The 21,231-nt window shown below is 55.2% G+C and carries 15 protein-coding genes and 1 pseudogene; 3 read left to right on the plus strand and 13 right to left on the minus strand.

What is annotated here, in order from left to right:
• Nucleotides 1-24: 24 nt before the first annotated feature.
• The 3 genes from glgD to glgB all read right to left on the minus strand — a co-directional run bounded on the left by glgD (nt 25) and on the right by glgB (nt 4,557).
• The gene (gene glgD, locus BN2684_RS23565) at nt 25-1,134 is read right to left on the minus strand and encodes a glucose-1-phosphate adenylyltransferase subunit GlgD (protein ID WP_058304507.1); all 1,110 of its coding nucleotides are present in this window, start codon (nt 1,132-1,134) and stop codon (nt 25-27) included.
• Between the two features lie 78 nt (nt 1,135-1,212).
• Nucleotides 1,213-2,346: a glucose-1-phosphate adenylyltransferase gene (locus BN2684_RS23570; protein WP_058304508.1), complete on the minus strand. Its 1,134-nt coding sequence runs from the start codon at nt 2,344-2,346 to the stop codon at nt 1,213-1,215.
• Nucleotides 2,347-2,364: 18 nt separating this feature from the next.
• A complete protein-coding gene (glgB, locus tag BN2684_RS23575) occupies nt 2,365-4,557 on the minus strand; it encodes a 1,4-alpha-glucan branching protein GlgB (RefSeq protein ID WP_082652158.1) in 2,193 nt (730 codons plus the stop codon).
• Nucleotides 4,558-4,690: 133 nt separating this feature from the next.
• On the opposite strand from glgB, the gene BN2684_RS23580 reads away from it, so the two are divergent.
• A complete protein-coding gene (locus BN2684_RS23580) occupies nt 4,691-5,554 on the plus strand; it encodes a class I SAM-dependent methyltransferase (protein WP_058304509.1) in 864 nt (287 codons plus the stop codon).
• Nucleotides 5,555-5,559: 5 nt separating this feature from the next.
• The gene (locus BN2684_RS23585) at nt 5,560-6,276 is read left to right on the plus strand and encodes an RluA family pseudouridine synthase (RefSeq protein ID WP_058304510.1); all 717 of its coding nucleotides are present in this window, start codon (nt 5,560-5,562) and stop codon (nt 6,274-6,276) included.
• Nucleotides 6,277-6,374: 98 nt separating this feature from the next.
• On the opposite strand, the gene BN2684_RS23590 is transcribed toward BN2684_RS23585, so the two are convergent.
• From BN2684_RS23590 to BN2684_RS23600, 3 genes are all read right to left on the minus strand, one after another.
• A complete protein-coding gene (locus BN2684_RS23590; protein WP_058304511.1) occupies nt 6,375-8,630 on the minus strand; it encodes a M56 family metallopeptidase in 2,256 nt (751 codons plus the stop codon).
• A complete protein-coding gene (locus BN2684_RS23595; RefSeq protein WP_058304512.1) occupies nt 8,627-8,986 on the minus strand; it encodes a BlaI/MecI/CopY family transcriptional regulator in 360 nt (119 codons plus the stop codon). Before BN2684_RS23595 ends, BN2684_RS23590 begins: the two co-directional genes overlap by 4 nt.
• A 307-nt stretch (nt 8,987-9,293) precedes the next feature.
• Entirely contained in the window at nt 9,294-9,698 is a 405-nt protein-coding gene (locus tag BN2684_RS23600; RefSeq protein WP_058304513.1) for a MarR family winged helix-turn-helix transcriptional regulator, read from the minus strand.
• A gap of 207 nt (nt 9,699-9,905) precedes the next feature.
• On the opposite strand from BN2684_RS23600, the gene BN2684_RS24805 reads away from it, so the two are divergent.
• Nucleotides 9,906-10,079 (plus strand): hypothetical protein, encoded by a 174-nt coding sequence (locus BN2684_RS24805; RefSeq protein ID WP_187385798.1) that lies wholly within the window; start codon nt 9,906-9,908, stop codon nt 10,077-10,079.
• Here the strand turns inward: BN2684_RS24805 and gyrA are convergent.
• The 7 genes and pseudogenes from gyrA to BN2684_RS25140 form a co-directional block, all read right to left on the minus strand.
• Nucleotides 10,070-12,526 (minus strand): DNA gyrase subunit A, encoded by a 2,457-nt coding sequence (gyrA, locus tag BN2684_RS23605; RefSeq protein ID WP_058304514.1) that lies wholly within the window; start codon nt 12,524-12,526, stop codon nt 10,070-10,072. The genes BN2684_RS24805 and gyrA overlap by 10 nt on opposite strands.
• A 14-nt stretch (nt 12,527-12,540) precedes the next feature.
• Entirely contained in the window at nt 12,541-14,517 is a 1,977-nt protein-coding gene (gene parE / locus BN2684_RS23610; protein WP_058304515.1) for a DNA topoisomerase IV subunit B, read from the minus strand.
• An 86-nt stretch (nt 14,518-14,603) separates the two neighbouring features.
• Nucleotides 14,604-15,593, minus strand: a complete 990-nt coding sequence (locus BN2684_RS23615) for an ABC transporter permease (protein WP_058304516.1) — start codon at nt 15,591-15,593, stop codon at nt 14,604-14,606.
• On the minus strand, nt 15,586-16,536 hold the full coding sequence (locus BN2684_RS23620) for an ABC transporter ATP-binding protein (protein WP_058304517.1): 951 nt from the start codon (nt 16,534-16,536) through the stop codon (nt 15,586-15,588). Before BN2684_RS23620 ends, BN2684_RS23615 begins: the two co-directional genes overlap by 8 nt.
• A 159-nt stretch (nt 16,537-16,695) precedes the next feature.
• Complete coding sequence (locus BN2684_RS23625) at nt 16,696-17,541, minus strand: GDSL-type esterase/lipase family protein (protein ID WP_058304518.1); 846 nt, start codon at nt 17,539-17,541, stop codon at nt 16,696-16,698.
• Nucleotides 17,542-17,835: 294 nt separating this feature from the next.
• A complete protein-coding gene (locus BN2684_RS23630) occupies nt 17,836-19,713 on the minus strand; it encodes a dynamin family protein (protein ID WP_159065840.1) in 1,878 nt (625 codons plus the stop codon).
• An 883-nt stretch (nt 19,714-20,596) separates the two neighbouring features.
• Nucleotides 20,597-21,220, minus strand: a pseudogene (locus tag BN2684_RS25140) (dynamin family protein); the annotation flags it as partial.
• Nucleotides 21,221-21,231: the final 11 nt, after the last annotated feature.

Here is a 21,231-nt window from a genome sequence, read left to right on the forward strand (position 1 = left end):
AGGCTCCTCCTCCACTTTTGTTCATTATATGATCTTCGATTTCTCCGCAATATAAGGCGCTTTCGGATCGCCGATCAGCGTCGTGTCGTTGGTGATGCGAACGTCCTTATCCAGAATGACATTCTGCAGGACCGCCCGCTCCATCACTTGTCCGTTTTGCAGAATGATGCAGTTCTTCAGCTGCGCACCCGCGTGGACCTTCACGCCCCGGAACAGAATGCAGTTCTCAATGCTGCCGTCGATGACGCAGCCGTTGGCGATCAGGCTGTTCTTCACGCGCGCTCGCTGCGAATATTTTGTCGGCGGCTCATCCTTTACCTTCGTCAGGATAGGAGCCGGCTGGAAGAAGAGCTGCTGGTAAACCTCCGGATCGAGCAAATTCATGCTGTGTCGGAAGTAAGCCGGAATGGAGTTGACTACAGCCAGATACCCTTTAAATGGATAGCCGCGGACATCCAACCGTTCGAGGTTCTTCATCACCGCATTGCGCACGAAATGATCATAGCCCTGCGCAAGCGACGTCTCTACGAGATCGAGCAGCAGGTCTTTTCGCAAGACATAGATCTCCATCGAGACCTTATCGCTCTCCGAACGGCCGAAATGATCCTGAAGCACGGTGATCCTTCCTTCGGCGTTCGTTTGAATCCGGCGGCAGCGGGCCGTGTCCTGTGTCTTATCTTCCTTGTACACCAAGGTGATGTCCGCCTTCGTTTCTTTGTGAGCCTCCACCACTTCGGCCAGATCGATGTTGCACACCATATGGCTTCGGGCTAGTACGACATAATCGCAGGAGCTGCGCAGGAAATAGTCCTTGTTCTTATGAAAATGAAAGAGGTCGCCTTTGAGTGATTCCTGAACTTCTTCGATGGACGGCGGCAGGAAGAATAGGCCGTTGCGCTTGCGCGCGAGATCCCAGCTTTTGCCCGAGCCGACATGGTCCATCAGCGAACGGTACTTGGCATGAGTGAACAGGGCGACATTACGAATCCCGGAGTTCACCATGCTCGACAGCATGAAGTCAATCAAACGGTACCTTCCGCCAAAGGGCACAGAAGCGACGGCGCGATGATACGTCAATTCCTCAAGATCGTCCGGCTCATTGATTAAATTGATCACACCCATTACGTCCTTCATCGTTTTCCCACCTATACCGGTATATTGGCTCTTGCTTCGATAACCATAAGGGGTTTCACGCGAAAGCATCCGCCGTCGTTACATCAGCGTTTCATAGCTGCCGACGAGCGCGATGTCATCCGAATCGGGACTGCCGACCTTCTGCCCGTCTTCGATCACGCAGCCCTCTCCGACGATCGCGCGGTAAATGGTGACGTTATCTCCTACTTTGGCGCCAGGCATCAGCACCGAGTCCTTGATCGTGCTGTTCCGACCGATGCGGACTCCGTACGAGATGACGGAATGCTCCACCTCGCCAAGCAGGACGCAACCTTCATTGACAATCGAGCTTTTCACCTTGGCCTCCGGCGAGATGAACTGAGGAGGCTGAACCGGGTTGACGGAATAGATCCGCCAATCGCGGTCGTTCAGGTTCATGTCCGGCTCGGTCTCGAGAAGGTCCATGCTGGCCTCCCACAAGCTCTTGATCGTGCCGACGTCCTTCCAATAGCCTTTAAACGGATAGGCTTGCAAATTCAACCCATCGCCCAGCATCGCCGGAATGACATCCTTCCCGAAGTCATGAGAGGAACCTGCCTTCCGTGCATCCGCCTGTAAATAGTCCTTCAATACCTTCTTATTGAAAATATAGATCCCCATCGAAGCGAGATTGCTCCTCGGTTCCTTCGGTTTCTCGGCGAATTCCTCGATCCGATACTCATCATCCGTATTCATGATGCCGAAGCGGCTTGCTTCCTCCCACGGAACCGGGATGACGGCGATGGTGACATCCGCCTGCTTTTTCTTGTGATAGGAGAGCATTTTGTCGTAATCCATCTTGTAGATGTGGTCGCCGGAGAGAACGAGGACATAGTCGGGGTCATATTGATCGATGAATGAGAGGTTCTGATAGATGGCATTGGCCGTTCCGGAGTACCACGACCCGCCCTCCTGCCCGACGAAGGGAGGCAGCACCATCACTCCGCCCTCCTGGCGGTCCAGATCCCAGGGAGTTCCGATGCCCAGATAGGCATGAAGCACGAGATGCTGATATTGGGTGAGCACCCCGACGGTATCGATGCCGGAATTTGCGCAATTGCTAAGCGGAAAATCGATGATACGATACTTCCCGCCGAAGTGGACGGCTGGTTTTGCCAAGTTGCTGGTCAACGCTCCGAGCCGGGTTCCTTGACCTCCGGCCAACAGCATAGCCACGCATTCTTTTCTGCGCATGACGGATTCATCCCTTCGCTACAGTTTGGGGTCGGGCAGGCCGGGCGATTTTCGGGTCGGGCGTCGGTTTCCGAGCAAACCGCCGGAAGGCCGTTTTCTGGCTAGGGAGGCGCCGCGTGGAGGGGGGGTAGCGTTCGATTCTTCGCTGTCTATTCTTGCTTCGCGCTCCGCTATATCCCTGTACCCGTCACTCTCTCCATTCCGGACTCCATCTCGGGCCTCCCCTACTTCGTCTCTTCCTTCATGTTCGGCTTCGTTCACAGCTTCCTCTTTGACACCCTTCTCGGCTTCATTCTCTGGACTTTTCTCTCGCACCGCTGTAGGTAGTCTCTTCAGAATCACGGTGCCGAGCGGCGGTACGGTGATCTCGGCGCTATGCTTTTTGCCATGAAACGGAGTAGCCTCAGCCAAGATGGGCCATGCATTGAGTTGACCGGAGCCGCCAAATTCGCGGTCATCCGTATTGAGCAGCTCGCGGTATTCTCCCTTAGCCGGCAGGCCGATCCGGTACTGATGATACGTAGCCGGGGTAAAGTTGATGACGACGACCAGCTCCTCCTTGCGTTTCTTGCCGCGGCGGATAAAGGAAATGATGCTCTGCTCCGCATTGTCCGGATCAATCCATTCGAAGCCCTCGTACCGGTGATCGTCCTCCCAGAGCGCGTTCTCCTCGCGGTACAACGCGTTCAATCGCTTCGCGAAAGCATGGAAACGGCGGTGCATGTCGTAATCGAACAGGAGCCAATCGAGCTGGTCCCGGTCCTTCCATTCGATGAACTGGGCGAATTCCCCGCCCATAAACAGAAGCTTCTTGCCGGGGTGAGTCATCAGGTAAGCGAGAAGGGTGCGATAGTTGGCGAATTTCTGCCAGTAATCTCCGGGCATCTTGTTCAGCAGCGAGCGCTTGCCATGAACCACCTCGTCATGCGAGAACGGCAGGATGAAGTTCTCGTTGAACGCATACATGATCGAGAAGGTGATCAGGTTGTGATGATGCTTCCGCTCGCCCGGTTCCTTCTGTATATACCGAAGAATATCATTCATCCAGCCCATGTTCCACTTGTAATTAAAGCCTAGTCCGCCGCTTGTGGTAGGTGCGGTTACGCCCGGACGATCCGAAGAATCCTCGGCGATCATGAGTGCTTCCGGATAGTAGGCGAAGACGGCTTCATTGAGCTTTTTCAAGAAAGCGACGGCTTCCCGATTCTCAGAGCCTCCATCGGGATTATAGGTCCACATGGAGCGCGGTTTGTCGAAGTTGTAGCTCATCATGCTTGCCACTGCATCGACGCGAATGCCGTCAACATGGTACTCATCGAACCAGAAGAGCGCATTGGAGATGAGAAAGGACAGCACCTCGGGCCGGCCAAAATCAAAGGATAACGTACCCCAGAGCGGTTTTTCGGCCCGTTTGGGATCTGCATATTCGTAGCAGGGGTCCCCGTCAAACAGCCGGAGCCCGTGAGCATCCTTGCAAAAATGACCCGGAACCCAATCGAGGATGACACCGATTCCCGACTCGTGACAGCGGTTGACGAAGGCTTTGAACTGCTCGGGAGTGCCATACCGGCTTGTCACCGCATAATACCCCGTCGTTTGATACCCCCAGGAGCCGTCGAAGGGGTGCTCGGCAAGCGGAAGCAATTCGATATGCGTGTAACCCATCTCCACCACATAATTAACCAAGTGCTCGGCTAACTCTTCATATGTATAAAAATTTTCCGGCCCATAGAACTTCCAGGAGCCCAGATGCACCTCATAGATGTTCATTGGCTTTCCGTAGATCGGCTTTCGTTTCTTAGCTTGCAGCCACTTCCGGTCGGTCCACTTGAAGGAGGTTCCGCTCATGACGACGGATGCCGTATTCGGTCTCAGCTCGGAGCGGAAGGCGTAAGGATCGGCCTTCAGAAAGGTTTGACCGTGCCTGGAGACCATCTCATATTTATACAAGGAACCCGGCCCAATTCCCGGAAAAAAGCCGGACCAAAGACCATTGCCGCTAATCCGTTCCAATTCGTGTCCGGAAGCTTCCCAACCGTTGAAATCTCCGGCTGCCCTCACCGTGACGGCATGAGGCGCCCATACGGTGAAGCGAACTCCTTCTACGCCGTTCTCGCGACAGAGATGAGCGCCCAATTGCCGATAGCTTTGGTAAAGGCTCCCCTGGTGGAACAGATATTGATCATGCTCAGAGATAAGGGTAGATGTCAAAGGCGAACTCTCCTTCGGTCTTGTATCTCTAATGATAGTAAACTTTGCGGTTCAATTCAAAACAGAAACGGGCGGTGGATATTCTCGCACTTGGTGTTGTAGAATAGGGAAGATATCGGAAAGGAAGGGAACCATGCAGGTAGCGGAAAATTGGAAAGACTATGAATTGATGGACACAGGCGGCGGCGAGAAGCTGGAGCGCTGGGGAGGGTTTGTTTTGCGCCGGCCCGATCCGCAGATCATCTGGCCTCTTACGAAGGAAACCGAAATTTGGACCAAGGTGAGCGCCCACTATCACCGCAGCTCTAGCGGCGGAGGTCAATGGGAAGAAAAGGTCAAGCTTCCCGAACGCTGGACGATCTCTTACAAGGAGCTCCGCTTTCATATCAAGCCGACGAGCTTCAAGCATACGGGACTGTTTCCCGAACAAGCGGCCAACTGGGACTGGATGATGGACAAGATCCGTAGCGCTAACCGTCCCATCCGTGTGCTCAATCTGTTTGCGTATACGGGCGGCGCCACCGTCGCTTGCTCGGCCGCCGGAGCGGAGGTGGTTCATGTCGACGCTGCGAAAGGAATGGTTCAGTGGGCCAAGGAGAACGCGGCTCTGTCCGGGCTTGCGGAGCGGCCGATCCGTTACATCACGGATGATGTGTTCAAATTCGTCGCCCGCGAGGAGCGCAGAGGCAGCAAATACGATGCGATCATCATGGACCCGCCTTCTTATGGACGCGGACCGAACGGCGAAATGTGGAAGCTGGAAACCGACCTCTACCGATTCGTGGAGAGCGCATCGCGGATTCTGAGCGACAATCCGCTCTTCTTCCTGATCAATTCGTACACCACCGGAATCTCGGCGACCGTCCTCACGAACATCCTCTCCCTTTCGCTCAAGGACCGCTTCGGCGGATCGCTGATGAGCGATGAAATCGGCCTGCCGATTACAGCGAGCGGCCTGAGGCTACCATGCGGGATTTTGGGCCGCTGGGAGGCTTGAAGCCGATGGCGCCAACCCAACCGAAATCGGCCATTCCGGTCCTCTATGAGGACAACCATGTCCTCGTCGTGGTCAAGCCGGTCAATATGCCGACTCAGGAGGACGAATCCGGAGACCGCGATCTCCTCACCGCCTTGAAGGACGATCTGAAAGTCCGGCACAACAAGCCGGGCAACGTCTTTCTCGGCCTGGTGCATCGGCTCGACCGACCCGTTGGAGGCGCGATGGTCTTCGCGAAGACGAGCAAGGCGGCCTCTCGGCTGGCGGATGCGGTCAGGACCCGAACCTTTGGCAAAAGCTATCTGGCCGTCGTCCACGGCAGCCCGAAGCACTCCGCCGGAAGGCTTGTCCACCATCTCCTCAAGGACAGCCGGACCAATACGGTCACGGCTGTTCCGGCGGGAACAGCCGGAGCCAAAGAAGCGATTCTCGATTACGAGGTGATCGGTCAAGCGGACGGCCTCACGCTGGTAAAGGTCATGCTCCTGACCGGCCGTTCGCATCAAATCCGCGTCCAGTTCGCTACCATCGGCTGCCCGCTCTACGGCGATCAGCGTTATGGTGCGGGAAGAAATAAAACGGGCCAACAGATCGCCCTCTGGTCCGTCTTGGTCTCCTTTGATCATCCGACCCGTGCAGAGCGGTTATCTTTTGAATCGTCACCACCAGCCGACTATCCGTGGACTCTGTGGACGGACCGGATGCCCACACCGCTTAAGTAAGTTTTCTTCATCCCGTCAACTTTTGCTTGCGGCAGAACGACTCTGGTATCCCAAATCATACCGTATCGGCTGCCGCAAGTCCATTCATTCAATCCTCTCTAGTGGCCAAAGCCAACGATCTTCCACCCGGTTTGAGGAGATTCATAGACCATGCTGCAATCCCATGACTGCTCTCCGCTGAAGACGGACAACAAATTCTTATACTGAAGGTTCACGGTTACCCTGTAGGTTATCCCGTTGTTATCGCGTTCGTCAATCGGTTCAACCTTGGACAGCTTTGCTAGCTTTAAGTTATCAAAACTTGATTTCGATTGAGGATCGGAATCCGTTAAAGGCAATGCGACCCGCTCGTTATATAAATTCTCATTTTGCATATTTGCTGTCAAATTCTCCAACAGGGTTTTCTTCGAGATACAAGCTCCAGCCATCTCAGCATCTTTATTTTCCAGCGCCGTGAAATATTCCTCGATCACCTGTTCCGGTTTTAGCTTGGCCAGCCTCTCTTCCATTCCGTCCGCTTTCACCCTGTCTGCCATCCACTCATTTACCGTTCGGCCCGTTACCTTTTCGAAGCGATTTCCCTTCAAGCTGATCGCATTAAACGCGCTATGCCGTCCGGCGCTGATATACGCGCCTATGATTTTACCGCCTTTTCTCAGTACAATGCCTCTGCTGTCCTTGATCGGATTAAATTCCTGCGGCATTCTCTCATGGATTCGGTAAATCTCTACCCTAACGTCTGAGGTATTCGAGTATTCGCTCATGTCCAGGCCAATATCCTTCGAAAGCTCATTGTTATAGGCGAAATAATACGCATTTGGCTGAAAGGAGGAGAGGACGTTGATATCGCTCAGCTTGCTGGTGATCGCGTTTATCCGGTAATCGAGCGTCCATCCATAGGACTTGAACAGCGCGACGGCGTCCGGGTTATCGATTGGTAAGGTTATGTGTGAGTTCTCCAAAAATGAATCAATATAACGCGCAAAATCGGTATCTGTTTCGTAAAGACCGCCGTCTTTTACAAGATAAGCTTTATCATACAGCGTATCGTAGTAAAGCTTACAGCTATAGCCTCCATGATCATTAGCTAATTTTACCGCATACTGATTGGTATAATAGTTGTTCAGGTCTTTTTCTTCCGTTGGCGTTTGGCTGGTTTTCAGTATTGTGTCTATGTATGCGATTGTTCTGGGATCCGTTGTACTAAATCCGGTTGTCGCTTTAAATCCGATCATCTCGGAAAGAAATTCAATACTCACACTCGAATACATCGTTTGATTAGACGCTTCCGGTGTACTTGTAGGACTGTCTGAGTTTGCGCTTTGCTCGGCTGATGGGGTTTGATTGGCTGGAGTTTGGTCTGTGGACGGGGTTTGCGTGGCGCCTTGATTGGGCATGCTGCCGGGCGTCTCTTCCCTCTGCTTGCTAACGACAAGAGAAAGACTGACCGCAGCAACGAGCACAACCGATACTACACTTACCCAAAACGCGGGCTTTTTGTATTGCAAAACATTCTTCACCCTCTTCTTAACTCCCGTTTCGCCAAAAGCGAGGGGGCTGAGCAGCCCGCTTTTTTTAACCGACAGCGCAAGAAGAGAATGGGAATAACGGCCTCGGATATCCTCGTCATACCGCTTCATGACACTCTCGTCTGCCGATAACTCCATATCCCTTGCCATAAGGGCATATGAAATCCAGACAAGGGGATTGAACCAATGGAAGCAGGCGACCAGGAAAGCAATCGGCTTAATCAGATAGTCAAAGCGCTTGATATGCGTCCGCTCATGCTCGATCACGTATTCCAGCTCTTGTTCCCCAAGCCCTGTGGGGATATAGATCTTGGGTCGGATCAATCCCAGCACGAACGGCGTTTGGATAAGATCGGTTTCATAGATATTGTCATGAACGCGGATTGCGGTCATAACCCGCTTTTTTATATGCAGATAGCTGGTCATTCCATAGATCAGAAGCGCGAGAAAACCCGCCAGCCAAAGATAACTCCCGATCTCCAGCGCGATTTGAATTGGATTGACGCTCTTTGAGGGACTCGCAGGGGGCAAAGACCTTTCAATCGCAGTATTTACGGCCTGATCAACAACGGGCAATCCGCTTTGGATAGATGGACTCTCCGAATAAACGATGTTATGCGGGATGGCCTGCGGCTGCACGGGAACGGCACTCACAGGCAACTGGAATGTAAACGGGCAAACGAGCCGGAAGAGGACAACAGCCCACAGAACATAGGAGTAGATCTTCGGAGCTTTTCTCAGGGGCAATCGAATCAGCATGACGATCAGCGCGACGAAGCTGGCGCTCAGGCTCATGTTCAAGAGTTCGATAAAAAAGCCCCTCATTTCGTCGCCTCCTCAATCATTTTCTTGATTTGTTCAGCCTCGTCCTGGGTGATTTTCTTATCCTGCAAAAAGGCGGCGACGAAGCTGGGCAGAGAGTTGTCAAAGGTCTTTTCCAGCACTTGCTCGCTCTCAAATTTCTGTACCTGTTTGCGTTTGACGAGGGCTGTTACAAACGCGTTTTCGTTTTTTAACACGCCTCGCTCTGACAGTCGCTTGATCACCGAATAGGTCGTGGATTTCTTCCACCCAAATTCGCCCTGACACAGCTTAACAAGCTCCGTCGAGTTGACCGGCTCTTTTTCCCAGACCAAGCACATGAAGCGGTATTCGGCGTCAAATATTTTCAATTGTTCCATTTGAAATCCTCCTGTAAAGTCGAATGCGTTAGACCTATTATGAGTCTAACGCATTCGACCTGCACATATCAAGAGAATTTTTCCAAAAACCTTCTTATGCTTATAGCTGAAAACGCCTCAAATCCAATTGACTCCTTTTGGATTTGAGGCGTTCTCTTTCCCTATAGTTGGAATCTTGAAGATCGAAAGGTCTAGGCCAGCCCTCTTCAACGTCCTATCTCTTCCTTGGGTATTCTTCCCTGGGCATTCTTCTTCCCTTGGGCTTTCCTCTTCCCTTGGCCTTACTCTTCTGTCGTAAGTAACCTTGCTAATTTGCCACTTTCCCAAGCAGATAGACGAGCAGCTGTTGATTGTGGCTGGAGATATTTCCCAGGTGAGCTTCGACATACCGCTTGCGCACATCGATGCCGCGGTCACATTCGGATTTTCCCTTGTCGGTAACCGTGATCCAGACCAGCCGACGGTCCTTCTCATCTCGTTCCCGCTGGATGAGGCTGCCCTTCTCCATCCGGTCGAGCAGCGTCGTGACGGCAGCCGGAGTCGTCTCCAGAATCTCGACGAGATCGGACGGCTTCATTCGGTTCTCGGCGCCAAGCAGAAGCTCCAGCACCTGAAGCTGTCCCTCGGTCAGCGGCGCCAATTCGTCTTCCAAATGCTGTTTCATATCCTTGGACAGCTTGTGCCACAGGCGGATAAAATCGGCAGAATACAAATCAAACCTCTCCTCTATTCAGCCTGTTTTGCCGGATTCTTGCGGGTTACCCGTATTATAGCACCCGTTTCCCGCACATAAAAGGTTAATCAGATTAATATTTTAATTCATTAATCGATAAGTTTCGCCATCCCCCATTCGTCACCATAGGCGACAATTCGCATATACTAGCACCGTTAGCGTGCACATCCCGAAGGAGGCAAAACGATGGGACAACATGTCGGTTCGGAGCTGCTTCGTCTGGCGATAAAAGAGGGGCTTGTAGAAAACGACCCAAGCTGGAAAGATTCTCTTGAGGAACCATTGCCGGCCTGGGTCGTTCTGGATATCGCCTTAAAGCTATTGGAGCGGATTGATCCGCCGTCGGAAACTTATGATTGAGGCAGTTGCAGCGATAAGGCCGGGAATACCTCCCGCACCGTCTCGCCTTTGGTCAGCGGCAGGAGCTGCCGTCCCGTCGATCTCCGTTCCTCAATCGGCGCTTTCTCGGTATGGAAGTCATACCGAGCTCCCCCGGCGGTAACCGTCGTTACGTCGAAGGGCTCTCGGACGACATAAGCTCCGGACAATACAGTCCCGTTCGGCTTAACGCGCTTGCCTTCTTTAAATTCGAAGGTGGCGATGCCCTTTCCTCCCCGCCCTTGCGCAGGATAATCGCAGAGCAGCGATCGCTTCACATAGCCATGATCCGACACAACCAAGAGCTCTCCTTCATCGCTGGATACCCGTTCCGCCGCGACCAGCTCGTCGCCGTCCTTGAGGGTTATTCCTTTGACTCCGCCTGCAGCCCGTCCCATCTGGCTCACTTCGTCTTCCTTGAAGCGGATGCTGAACCCCAGTTTGGTGATCAGAAGCAGATCGGCTCCGCCCGGCGTCTCCAGAACCCGGATCACCTCGTCGCCATCCCCCACTTTGCAGGCGACGATCGCGCCGGACCGGTTTGTATGGTACTCCTTCAGCTCGGTCCGCTTCACCTGTCCCTTGCGGGTTACAAACAGAAGGGACCGTTCCGGCTGTTCGAAATCCTTCACCGGTAGGGCGGTGACAATTCGGTCTTCCTTCGCGAGCGGAATGACGTTGACGATGGCCGTCCCGTTCTCCTTCCACTTGTACTCGGGAATCTGATGAACCGGCAGCAGGAAGTACTGCCCCCGCTGGGTAAAGACCAACAGATTCTCGATGGTGTTGATCTCGTACAGGAACCGGAGGTAATCCCCTTCCTTGGTGCCCGATGCCGCCAGCTCACCACCTGAGCGGGTGAACGAGAGGCGGCTCGTCCGCTTGATGTAGCCTTGATGGCTGATGGCTACCAGCACCTCTTCCGCCGGTACCAGCACCTCCAGATTGACCTTCAGCTCCTCGATTTCACCTTGAATCTCTGAACGGCGTTCCACACCGTACTTGTCGCGGATTTCGGACATCTCGTCCTTGATCACTTTAAGAAGACGAGCATTGCTCGACAGAATCCCTTCGAGATAATCGATCGTTCGCCGGGTTTCCTTCAGTTCCTTTTCCAGCGTCGTGATTTCGAGATTCGTCAGCCGGTATAACTGCAGCGTCAGGATCGCATCCGCTTGCCGCTCCGTGAATCCGAAGCGATCGCACAGATTCTTCTGCGCGTCTTGACGGTTCTTCGACGCCTTGATCTCGGCGATGACCTCGTCGAGAATGTTGAGCGCTTTGACGAGCCCTTCGAGCACATGGGCGCGATCGCGTGCCTTCTCCAGCTCGAACTCAGTCCGGCGCGTGACAACCTCTTTCTGATGCTCGATATAGGCGGTCAGCATGGGGCGCAGCCCAAGCTGCTGCGGAGCGCGGTCCACAATGGAGACCATGTTGTAGCTGTAAGCGACCTGCAGATCGGTCTTCTTCAGCAAATAAGCGAGAATGCCGGCCGCATCTGCGTCCTTCTTCAGCTCGACGACGATGCGCAGGCCATCGCGCCCGCTTTCATCGCGCACTTCGGCGATGCCCTCCACCTTTTTCTCCAAGCGGATGTTCTCCATGGCGGTGACCATCCGGCTCTTGACCACGCCGTAAGGAATCTCTGTAACGACGATCTGCTGCTTGCCGCCGCGCAGGTCTTCGATCGCCGTCCGCGAACGGATGTAGATCCGCCCTTTGCCGGTTTGGAATGCCTCGCGGATGCCGTCGCCTCCCATGATGATGCCGCCGGTGGGAAAGTCCGGTCCGATGACCGTCTTCATGATCTCATCGAGCGTCAAATCTGGGTTATCCATCAGCTGGATGCAGGCATCGACGATCTCCATCAGGTTATGCGGCGGAATTTCCGTCGCGAAGCCGGAGGAGATCCCGCTAACGCCGTTTACTAGCAGATTCGGATAACGGGAAGGAAGCACGACCGGCTCCTTCACCGTATTGTCGAAGTTATCCTTGAAGAGGACTGTCCGCTTCTCGATATCCCGGAGCAGCTCCATGGCGATCGGCGACAGCCGGGCTTCCGTATACCGCATCGCCGCCGCAGGGTCATCGTCCATCGATCCCCAGTTGCCATGGCCGTCGACGAGCACATGCCCCATTTTCCAGGGCTGCGCCATCCGCACCATGCCCTCGTAGATGGAGGAATCGCCGTGCGGGTGATAGTTCGCCATCACGTCGCCGACGGTCTTCGCCGATTTGCGGTACGGCTTGTCCGGTGTATTGCCCGCCTCGTACATGGAATAGAGAATGCGCCGCTGAACCGGCTTGAGGCCGTCGCGGACATCGGGAATGGCCCGGTCTTGAATAATGTATTTGGAATACCGGCCGAAGCGGTCGCTGACCACTTCCTCCAGAAAAGCCGGCAAAAATTGCTCAGAAATCCCCATCAGACACGTTCTCCTTATTCTTCATACTCCGTAAAATCGACATTCTCGATGATCCAGCGCTTGCGAGGGTCGACCTTGTCGCCCATCAGCGTCGTGACGCGCCGCTCCGCCTTGGCCGCATCTTCGATCTGCACCTGGAACAGCTTGCGTTCCTGCGGATCCATCGTCGTCGCCCACAGCTGCTCCGGATTCATCTCGCCGAGCCCTTTGTAGCGCTGCAGCTCGACATTCCGGCCGAGCTCCTTGATGACCGACTGAAGCTCTTCATCCGAGTAGACATAGCGCGCAGCAGCCGTCCGGGAGCCCTTCTTGGTAACCTTGTACAGGGGTGGTTGGGCGATGAAGACTTTACCGGCGTCGATGAGAGGCTTCATGTACCGGTAAAAGAAGGTGAGCAGCAACACCTGAATATGCGCGCCGTCCGTATCGGCATCCGTCATGATGATGATCTTGCCGTAATTGCTCTCCGCTTGCTCAAATTCAGAACCGATGCCCGCTCCGATTGCCGAGATGATCGCTCGGTACTCGTCGTTCTTGAGGATGTCCCCGAGCTTCGCTTTCTCGGGATTCATCGGCTTGCCCTTCAGCGGCAGGATCGCCTGGTGCTTGGAATCGCGCCCTTGCTTGGCCGAACCGCCGGCGGAATCGCCTTCCACGATGAACAGCTCGTTCATCGCGTAATCCTTGGACTGCGCCGGGCTCAGCTTGCCGTTCAGGTTGGAGCTTTCGCTCTTGCCCTTCCTGCCGCTGCGCACCTCGTCGCGAGCCTTCCGCGCCGCTTCGCGGGCTTTGGCGGATTGAACCGCCTTCTTCAGCAGGCTTTGGCCGACGGACGGATTCTCTTCAAGGAATACCGTCATCTTCTCGGAGACGACCGCATCCACCGCACTTCGCGCCGAAGCGCTGCCGAGCTGGTCCTTGGTCTGCCCGACGAACTCAACCTCCGACATCTTGATGTTGATGACGGCCATCAGCCCTTCGCGCAGATCCGAGCCCTCCAGATTCTTCTCCTTCTCCTTCAAAATGCCCGCTTTACGGGCATAATCATTCATCACCCGCGTAAAAGCGGTTTTAAAGCCGGTTTCATGCGTTCCGCCGCCACGGGTCGGGATGGAGTTGACGAAGGAGGCAATCGTTTCGGTATAACCGTCGTTGTACTGCAAAGCGATCTCGACTTCGATCTCTTCCTTCTCGGCGACGAAATGAATGACGTCGCTCAGGACCGTCTTCTCTTCGTTGAGAAACTGGACGAATTGGCTGGCGCCTCCTTCGTACAGGTAAATGTCTTCTTTGCCGCTGCGTTCATCCTTGATCGCCATCTTCAGGCCGGAGTTGAGGAACGCGATCTCTTGCAGGCGTTCCGACAGCGTATCGTAGTTCACGGCGATCCCGCCGTGGAATACGCGCTTGTCCGGCTTGAATGTGACCTTCGTGCCCGTCTTGCGGGTATTCCCCGTAACTTCCAGGCCGGTCACCGGCTCTCCGACATGCTCGGTCCCGTCCGGATCAGCCCAGTAGGAAAACTTCATCCGATGAATTTTGCCCTCCTGGTAGATCTCGACCTCAAGCCACTCGGATAAGGCGTTCGTCACCGAAGCGCCAACGCCGTGCAGGCCGCCGGACTTCTTGTATCCCCCGCCGCCGAATTTGCCGCCTGCATGCAGCTTGGTGAACACCACCTGCGGGGTGGGAATGCCGGTTTTGTGCATGCCGGTAGGAATGCCGTGCCCGTTATCGAGGACAGTGATCGACTGATCGGCGTGCAGCGTGACCAGAATCTCCGAACAGCGTCCGGCGAGGTGCTCGTCCACGGCATTATCGACGATTTCCCACACGAGGTGATGAAGCCCCGAGGAGCTCGTGCTGCCGATGTACATCCCAGGGCGCTTACGCACCGCGACAAGGCCTTCCAGCACCTGTATATCATCCGCTCCGTAGCTGCTATCAAGCGGCGCTTGTTCGCTTCTAAACCTATCCAACTGCTCGTTCAATGGAAATCCTCCGCTAATCAAAATCGTTATTCAAAACCGTTAATCAAATCAAATAAGAACAAACGTTCTTGCGCATATCTTCTATTTTACCCCAATACATCGCGCCTCGTAAAGACTCCAAAGGACACAACCAGGCTGGCTAGTGCCCAAATCGCCAGAACCGTCAAGGAAAAATCAAGACTCAATCCGGGAACAGGCGGTATCGATCCGGCGAGAAACGAGATCGTATCGAGATTGATCATAAACAAATATTTGGCGCTCTCCCAGGAAGACACCATGTTCGTGAGAATCATCCCGGCGATGAGAACTGCGAGCATGATCCCCATCCCCGCCGCCGTGCTCCGCACAAGCACCGAGATCATCAGAGAGAGACAGGCAACCACCAGACAGGAAAACCAAGCGAGCCCCAGCTCCATCAGCAAAAAGCGCCATTGTTCCACAATCTGCACATGAGAAGTATCGAGCTGATCGCCGCTCACCTGAAAGCCCGTCAAGACGGGCGCTTGCCAGCCTCCATAGCCGAAGGCAAGCCCGGAGATCAAATACGTTAAGATCGCAGTGGTAACGACGATCAGCGAGACGAACAGCACGAGCGTCAAGAGCTTGCTCATCAGGATCTTCCATCGCCTCACCGGACGGGTGAGCAGCAGCTTGATGGTACCGGTCGATTGCTCCGACGATACGATATCCGATGCAATAACCGCCACAAGTAAAGGTAGGAACAAGCCGATGGAGTTGCGGATGAAGGTGCTTGTAAACGTGACAGAATTCGGGGATTCGGGATCCACATTCCGCTCCAGCGAATACTGCAGCCGCTGAATCTCGACCTTCCGGTACACCTTCCAATCCTCGGGAATGTTGCTGTTCATGGTGTTGCTCATATCGGAGATCCGCTTTTCGGCGCGTATGCGCCAATCCGCATCGCCCAGCTGCTTGCGGCTGTTCTCGGTTACTTTCACCTGCGCATAAACAAAAATCGGAATGAGCGCCGCCACGATGAGCACGATCACTTGAAACCGGCGCTTCCGGAGCATTTTGATCGTCTCGTTCTTTACGAGAGGATATAGACTAACCAATCGTTTCACCCTCCGTCAGCTGCAAGAACAGCTCTTCCAAAGTCGGGGTCTTCACCGTGATGGAGAACACGTCCACTCCCGCCGCCACCAGCCTGCGGGTCATCTCCGGGATTTGGTCGAATGGCATTCGCACCGCGATCTCTCTAGCGCTGCCATCTTCTCCCGAAGCTTGTCCTACTGAGTGCCCACTCGAATCCTCCAGATAAGCCGAAAAGAACGGGAGCGCCCGTTCCAGCGGCTCGGCCTGCCAGACGACGCGATTGCCGTTTTCGTGCAGGAGCTCGTCGACATCCCCCACTGCGATCACTTCTCCATGAGAGATAATCGCCACCCGGTCGCACATCAGTTGAATTTCGCTCAGGAGATGGCTGGAGACGAACACGCTGAGCCCGGTGGAGGCTAGCTCCCGAATGAATTCCCGCATCTCCTTGATTCCTTGCGGATCAAGACCATTCGTGGGCTCATCCAGAATGAGCAGCTTTGGCCTTCCAAGCAGAGCCTGCGCGATTCCAAGCCGCTGGCGCATACCGAGCGAGTAGGTTTTCACTTTATCGCGAATACGTGCGTCGAGTCCGACGATCTTCACCACTTCGCGGATGCGGTCCTCCCCTACGTCCGAGAACATCCGGGCGAAGTGCTCCAGGTTTTCGAGGCCGCTCATGTACCCGTACATTTCCGGATTCTCCACGATGCAGCCGATATGGCTCAGCGCCTTCTCCGGCTCTCTCTGAACGGACAGCCCACAGACGGTTATCGTTCCCTCCGTCGGTCGGATTAAATTCACCAGCATGCGGATGGTCGTCGTTTTCCCGGCTCCGTTCGGCCCGAGGAAACCAAAGACCTCTCCCTCCTGCACATCAAAGGTAATCCCCTTAATGATTTCTTTGCCGCGTATCGATTTCTTCAATCCTTGAACCGCCAGAACGGTCGGCTTGTCTCCCATCGCATCCGCCTCCTTCAAGCGCGTGCTTGCATACCCGGTCTCGTACGCTGTCAACTCAAAAGCCTTGATTATCGTACTACTTTTCTTACCGATTGACGCCACATCATATCCATACGAGTCAAGTTGACAGCGTGCTAGCTCTAACAGACAATCCGGTCATCAATACAGCGTCTGAAGCACCCGCTCGGCGATCCGCTCGTAGCCTTCCGCATTCGGATGGAAGTGATCGGTATACAAGTATTTTTGCGGGGTCTGATCAAAGAGATCGAATGTCGGAACGACCGTCACATTGCCGAGCCGGTTGGCCGTCTCGAACGCTTTCGCATACCACTGCTGCACGAGCAGAGCGCCGATCCGCTCTTTGTCGTAATCAAGGAATGGATGATAAAACATGACGTAGACGATCTTGGCGTTCGGATTCAACTCCGACAACCGGGTCAGACCAGCTTCCAGACGCTTTAAAGCATCGGGTAGATTCTTCTGAACGGAATCGTAATCCACGGTCAGCTTGCCTGCATTTGCAGCAGCCTCCGGATCAGTGATCCCCATCTGAAAAAGATCATTCCCGCCGATCGTCAAGAGAATAACATTTGCTTTTTTTGCCGCATCTGGGATGGCATCGCTCTTCCCTTGCAGCTGCTCAAGCAGATCGGCTGTCTTCGCCCCGGACACAGCCAGATTCCAGACATAGACGTCCTTGCCCAGCTCCGTTTTGAGACCATCCTTCACCCGGTCCACGTATCCACCCTTCCCGGACGTGTCACCGAGTCCTCGGGTCAGCGAATCGCCTACCGCCAGGATGTTGATATGGCTCGCAGCGTCGAGATCGCCGCTGGCGGCACTCGACACTGGCGTTTCCGATGGAACAGGAGCCGTTGAAGGTGAGCTTGCTTGACCCGGAAACACGACGGTCCGTACGGCGTAGCCGAAACCGGCAATCAAGAGAAGAGTGGCCGCCAGCGCCGCCGTTCCTGCGATTCTCCATAAGGCTTTTGTCGACAACAATGCTTGTCCCTCCCGTTTCGGCCGTAAAATCGCTCTTCTTAGAGTAAAACTTTGGTTGCCGTTTTGCAACCGCTCACGTTTCGCAGTGGCAGGCTTTAGGAAGTCATCCCCCTCGAAAAAAAGCGCAAGTGGAGGAGCGCTTTCAACCGCGGCTGTGAAGCGAATGGGATGCCAAAAACGGGAGCCCGAGTCAATTTCGGGCTCGGGCTCTTTCTTGATCGAAGGAAATGATTTCCATTATTCGCAATCCTTGCTTCAGCGGCCCAGACGAGCCACGGTGGACGAACAGAGGGATTACTCCTGAAGTGAACCTGTCCCTTCACCACAACCATATACCGACCTGACTTCTCCCTCCAGGCCCTCCTCCAGCTCGCGAAGCTTTTGCACAACTGCGCTCCACTCTGCCTTTTTCTCCTGTGCTGGCGGGCTTGAGGCTTGCTCCTCGCGATAGCGGACGAAATTCTCTCGCAGCCAAATCGATGCCTCTTGAAGCTGATTGCGAAGCAGGGAAACGTAATGGCTTGTCATGGTTTCACGGCATTCACTCAGATAAGCTCCGATTTCGTCCCGAACCTGGACAGCTAGCTCCTTGCGAAGCTCATCGCTTCCTCCGCCTTCGAAAAAATGCTTGCTGTTCTTATAGAAGCCGATCAGCCAGCGCACCGGCCGGTCCGTGAAGGAGATGTCTTCTTTGACCGAAGGAGTTGGAAGGCGGGCTTCTTCGGCCTCCTCAAACGGAAAATCGGGAAAGCCCGCTTCCATACTCCGCTGAACCTCCCGAAGCGCATCGTCCCGTAGGAGAAGCGCCGCTTTCTCGATCCTTAAGGAAGCGGCTAGCGCTTCCTGAGACAAGCTTCTGGATACGAGCGCCGTCCATTCCTGCCAAGCCGCCCGCAGGATGAGGCGTTCGTTCGCTCCGTTCTCCCGGCGCAATGCCGCAGGATTGAAACAGGCTTGATACCATTCGCCGAACCGGTAATCGAACCGCTGGCGAATGTAGTAGAATTGCTCCTGAACTTCTCGGTTCAGCGCCTCGAGGAGTGCTTCGGCTTGCGGGAGATTGGCGATCAGACGAAGGATCGTTGTCGCGTCCAGCTCCCTTTGGGCGGCAACTGCTTCCCGTTCCTCCGCAGCCGCTTCCGCCATGCGCAATCGCTGCTCCAGGCTGCCTCGCGCCCGTGCGATATCGCGGGCAGCGGCGGATTGGGTTTGACCCGCCAGCTCTTCGAAGAGGAATGCCGTGAAGTCGCGCTCAAGATGCCCGAAGCCGGAGCGTTCAAGGGCTTCTTCATCCCCCTCCCGCTTCGCGGCGAGTGCTTCCCGACTGGAGATGGCGTACATGCGCGGCTTTCGGATGCCAAGCTTGGCGAGGCTGCTCTCCGCATGGGCAAGGACCTCTGCCTGCTCCTGCTTGGAGCCAGCCAGATCGGCCGCATTGACGAGAAAAAACATATTGTCGAGCGTCAGGGAGTCTTTCACCCGCCCCAGCTGAAGCAAAAACTCGCGGTCCGCCTGGGAAAAAGCATGGTTGTAATACGTAACGAACAAGATGACGTCGGCATTCTTCATATAATGAAAGGCCAAGCCGGTGTGCCTTCCGTATACGGAATCGGCTCCCGGCGTATCCACCAGGATGGCTCCCCTGCGAGCGAGCGGATTGTCGTAATGGACCTCCAGACTCTCCACATAACAGGCGAGCCGTTCATCCGCCGCATAATCGGCGAAATCATCAAGCCGAGCGGTAAATTCACTGTCGAGCCGCTCTCCCATCCGGCTAAATCCTTGGCGCACCGAGCGAAGGAAGGAGGAATGAGTTTTGGCTGGATGCTTTTGAAAAATCACTTCGCCCTGGTCAATGGCTCTAAGGCAAGTGGCCCAATCACCGCCTTCAAGATCGAGGCGGGAGAGTGAAGCGTTCACCTCCTCCAGGAGGAAGGCGGATGCTTTCACGCGCACCGTAACGGTGCCGTGCGGATGGGCTTCGTCCGGCGGCGAGATGCGGCAGATCGCCGCCGTAGTCGGGTTCGGCGAGACGGGCAGCAGCCGTTCGCCGAGAAGCGCGTTCGCGAGCGACGATTTCCCGGCGCTGAAGGCTCCGAACAGCGCCACCGTAAATCGGCTCGCCGCGAGCCGGGCCGCCTTGCCGCGCATAGCGGCGACAGCGCCGCCCATGCCGGGCACGCCCGCGAGGAGCCGCGCGCTCGAGCCAGTCGTGCGCGCGGCGCCGATAAGCCGCCCTCGCCGCATCAGCGGCTTGGCGGGCATAGGTCTGCGCGTACTCGGGCGAGTAGACCGCGCCTGCCTGGACCTGCTCCGCCAGCCACAGGCTGGTGAGGCCAGCCCCCACACCCTCCACGTCGGCGGCAATCGAGCGGCTCTCCTCCGCGGAGAATCCAACCTCGGCCGCGGCTTCCTGAAGCAATGCCGTCAGATGCCCTTCCAGCTCGACTTGCGCATTCTCACGAAAAGCACGCTGCCACTCATCCAGTCGGACGCTTCGTTCCTTTTCCGTGCTTTCCGCTCTCCGAAACCACCCTTTTCGATAGCGGGAATCGCGGCTTTCGAGATACAGTCGGGCAAGCTCCCGGGTATCGGCGGGAATAAAATTTGTGTTTGCGATGAGAGAATCCGCTGTCTTTCTCCCCTCCTGCCGCTTCTTGTCCGTTCGTTCGGTCCAGGCTCGATCCTCGGACTCCAGAGCGGCGATCCGCTCCATCAGCGGCTCCCCCTCCTCTTCCCAATCCGCAAGAGCCACAAGCAGCTCCCCATCCCGGACCGCTTCTCTCTCTTCAAGCTCCGTCACATGCCGATTGACCAGGGCCTCCACCGACTGCCGCATGCTCCACCGAATCCAAGAATCTTTATGCTCCGCAAGCTCATCGATCAAGCGGAAGAGGCGTTCTCCTTCATGTAAGGGATGTCCCTCTTCCTTTAGAGAGAGGAAAAGAAAGCCGTCCGACCGCACTCCCCAGTCAGCGAATGTGTCTTCCGCCTTTTGCCGAAACTGCTCAAACGATAGCTCATCCTCGCGGTGCTTATCCACCTGGTTCACGATCAAGTAAAAGGGCTTCCCTTCTTCTACAAGCCGTTTCGTGAAACGGGCATTCATTTCGGACAGCACATGATTGTAATCCGTCACATAGAACACCAGATCGGCCAGATGCAGGGCCGCTTCCGTCGCTTCCCGGTGCGCATCATCCGTCGAATCGATACCCGGAGTATCGAGGAAGGCAACCGAACTCCCCCAACGGAGCATCGGCACATCAATTTCCACTCGCTCCACTCCGCCGTCTGCACAAAGCATGCTTGCCTGCTCAGGCGACACCTCAGCAGCGGCTTCACCGACGTTTAGCCTATTTCGGGTATTGTCCGCCTGTTTCATCTCAAGCGCTTCTTCCTTTGTCCCGGTCGCCTTCCAGTAGACTCGGGCCTGCCCCTCTTTTCCATACCGAAGAATGACCGTATTCGCGCTAATCGGAACAGGGCCGGAGGGCACCCAATCTCCTCCGCATAATCGGTTGATCAGAGTCGATTTGCCCGCCGAGAAATGTCCGCAAAAGGCCACCATAAGAGGAGAGGCTCCGTTCTTGGCCGCTGCTTCCCCGATTTGCCGAGCGCACCGGGCGTCTCCCGCTTCCTGTACGAGTTCCATGAGTTCCGTCCATTGTTCGTTTGCCATCTCTCTCCTCC

Source organism: Gorillibacterium timonense (genome assembly GCF_001457415.1).
Classification (GTDB): domain Bacteria; phylum Bacillota; class Bacilli; order Paenibacillales; family NBRC-103111; genus Gorillibacterium; species Gorillibacterium timonense.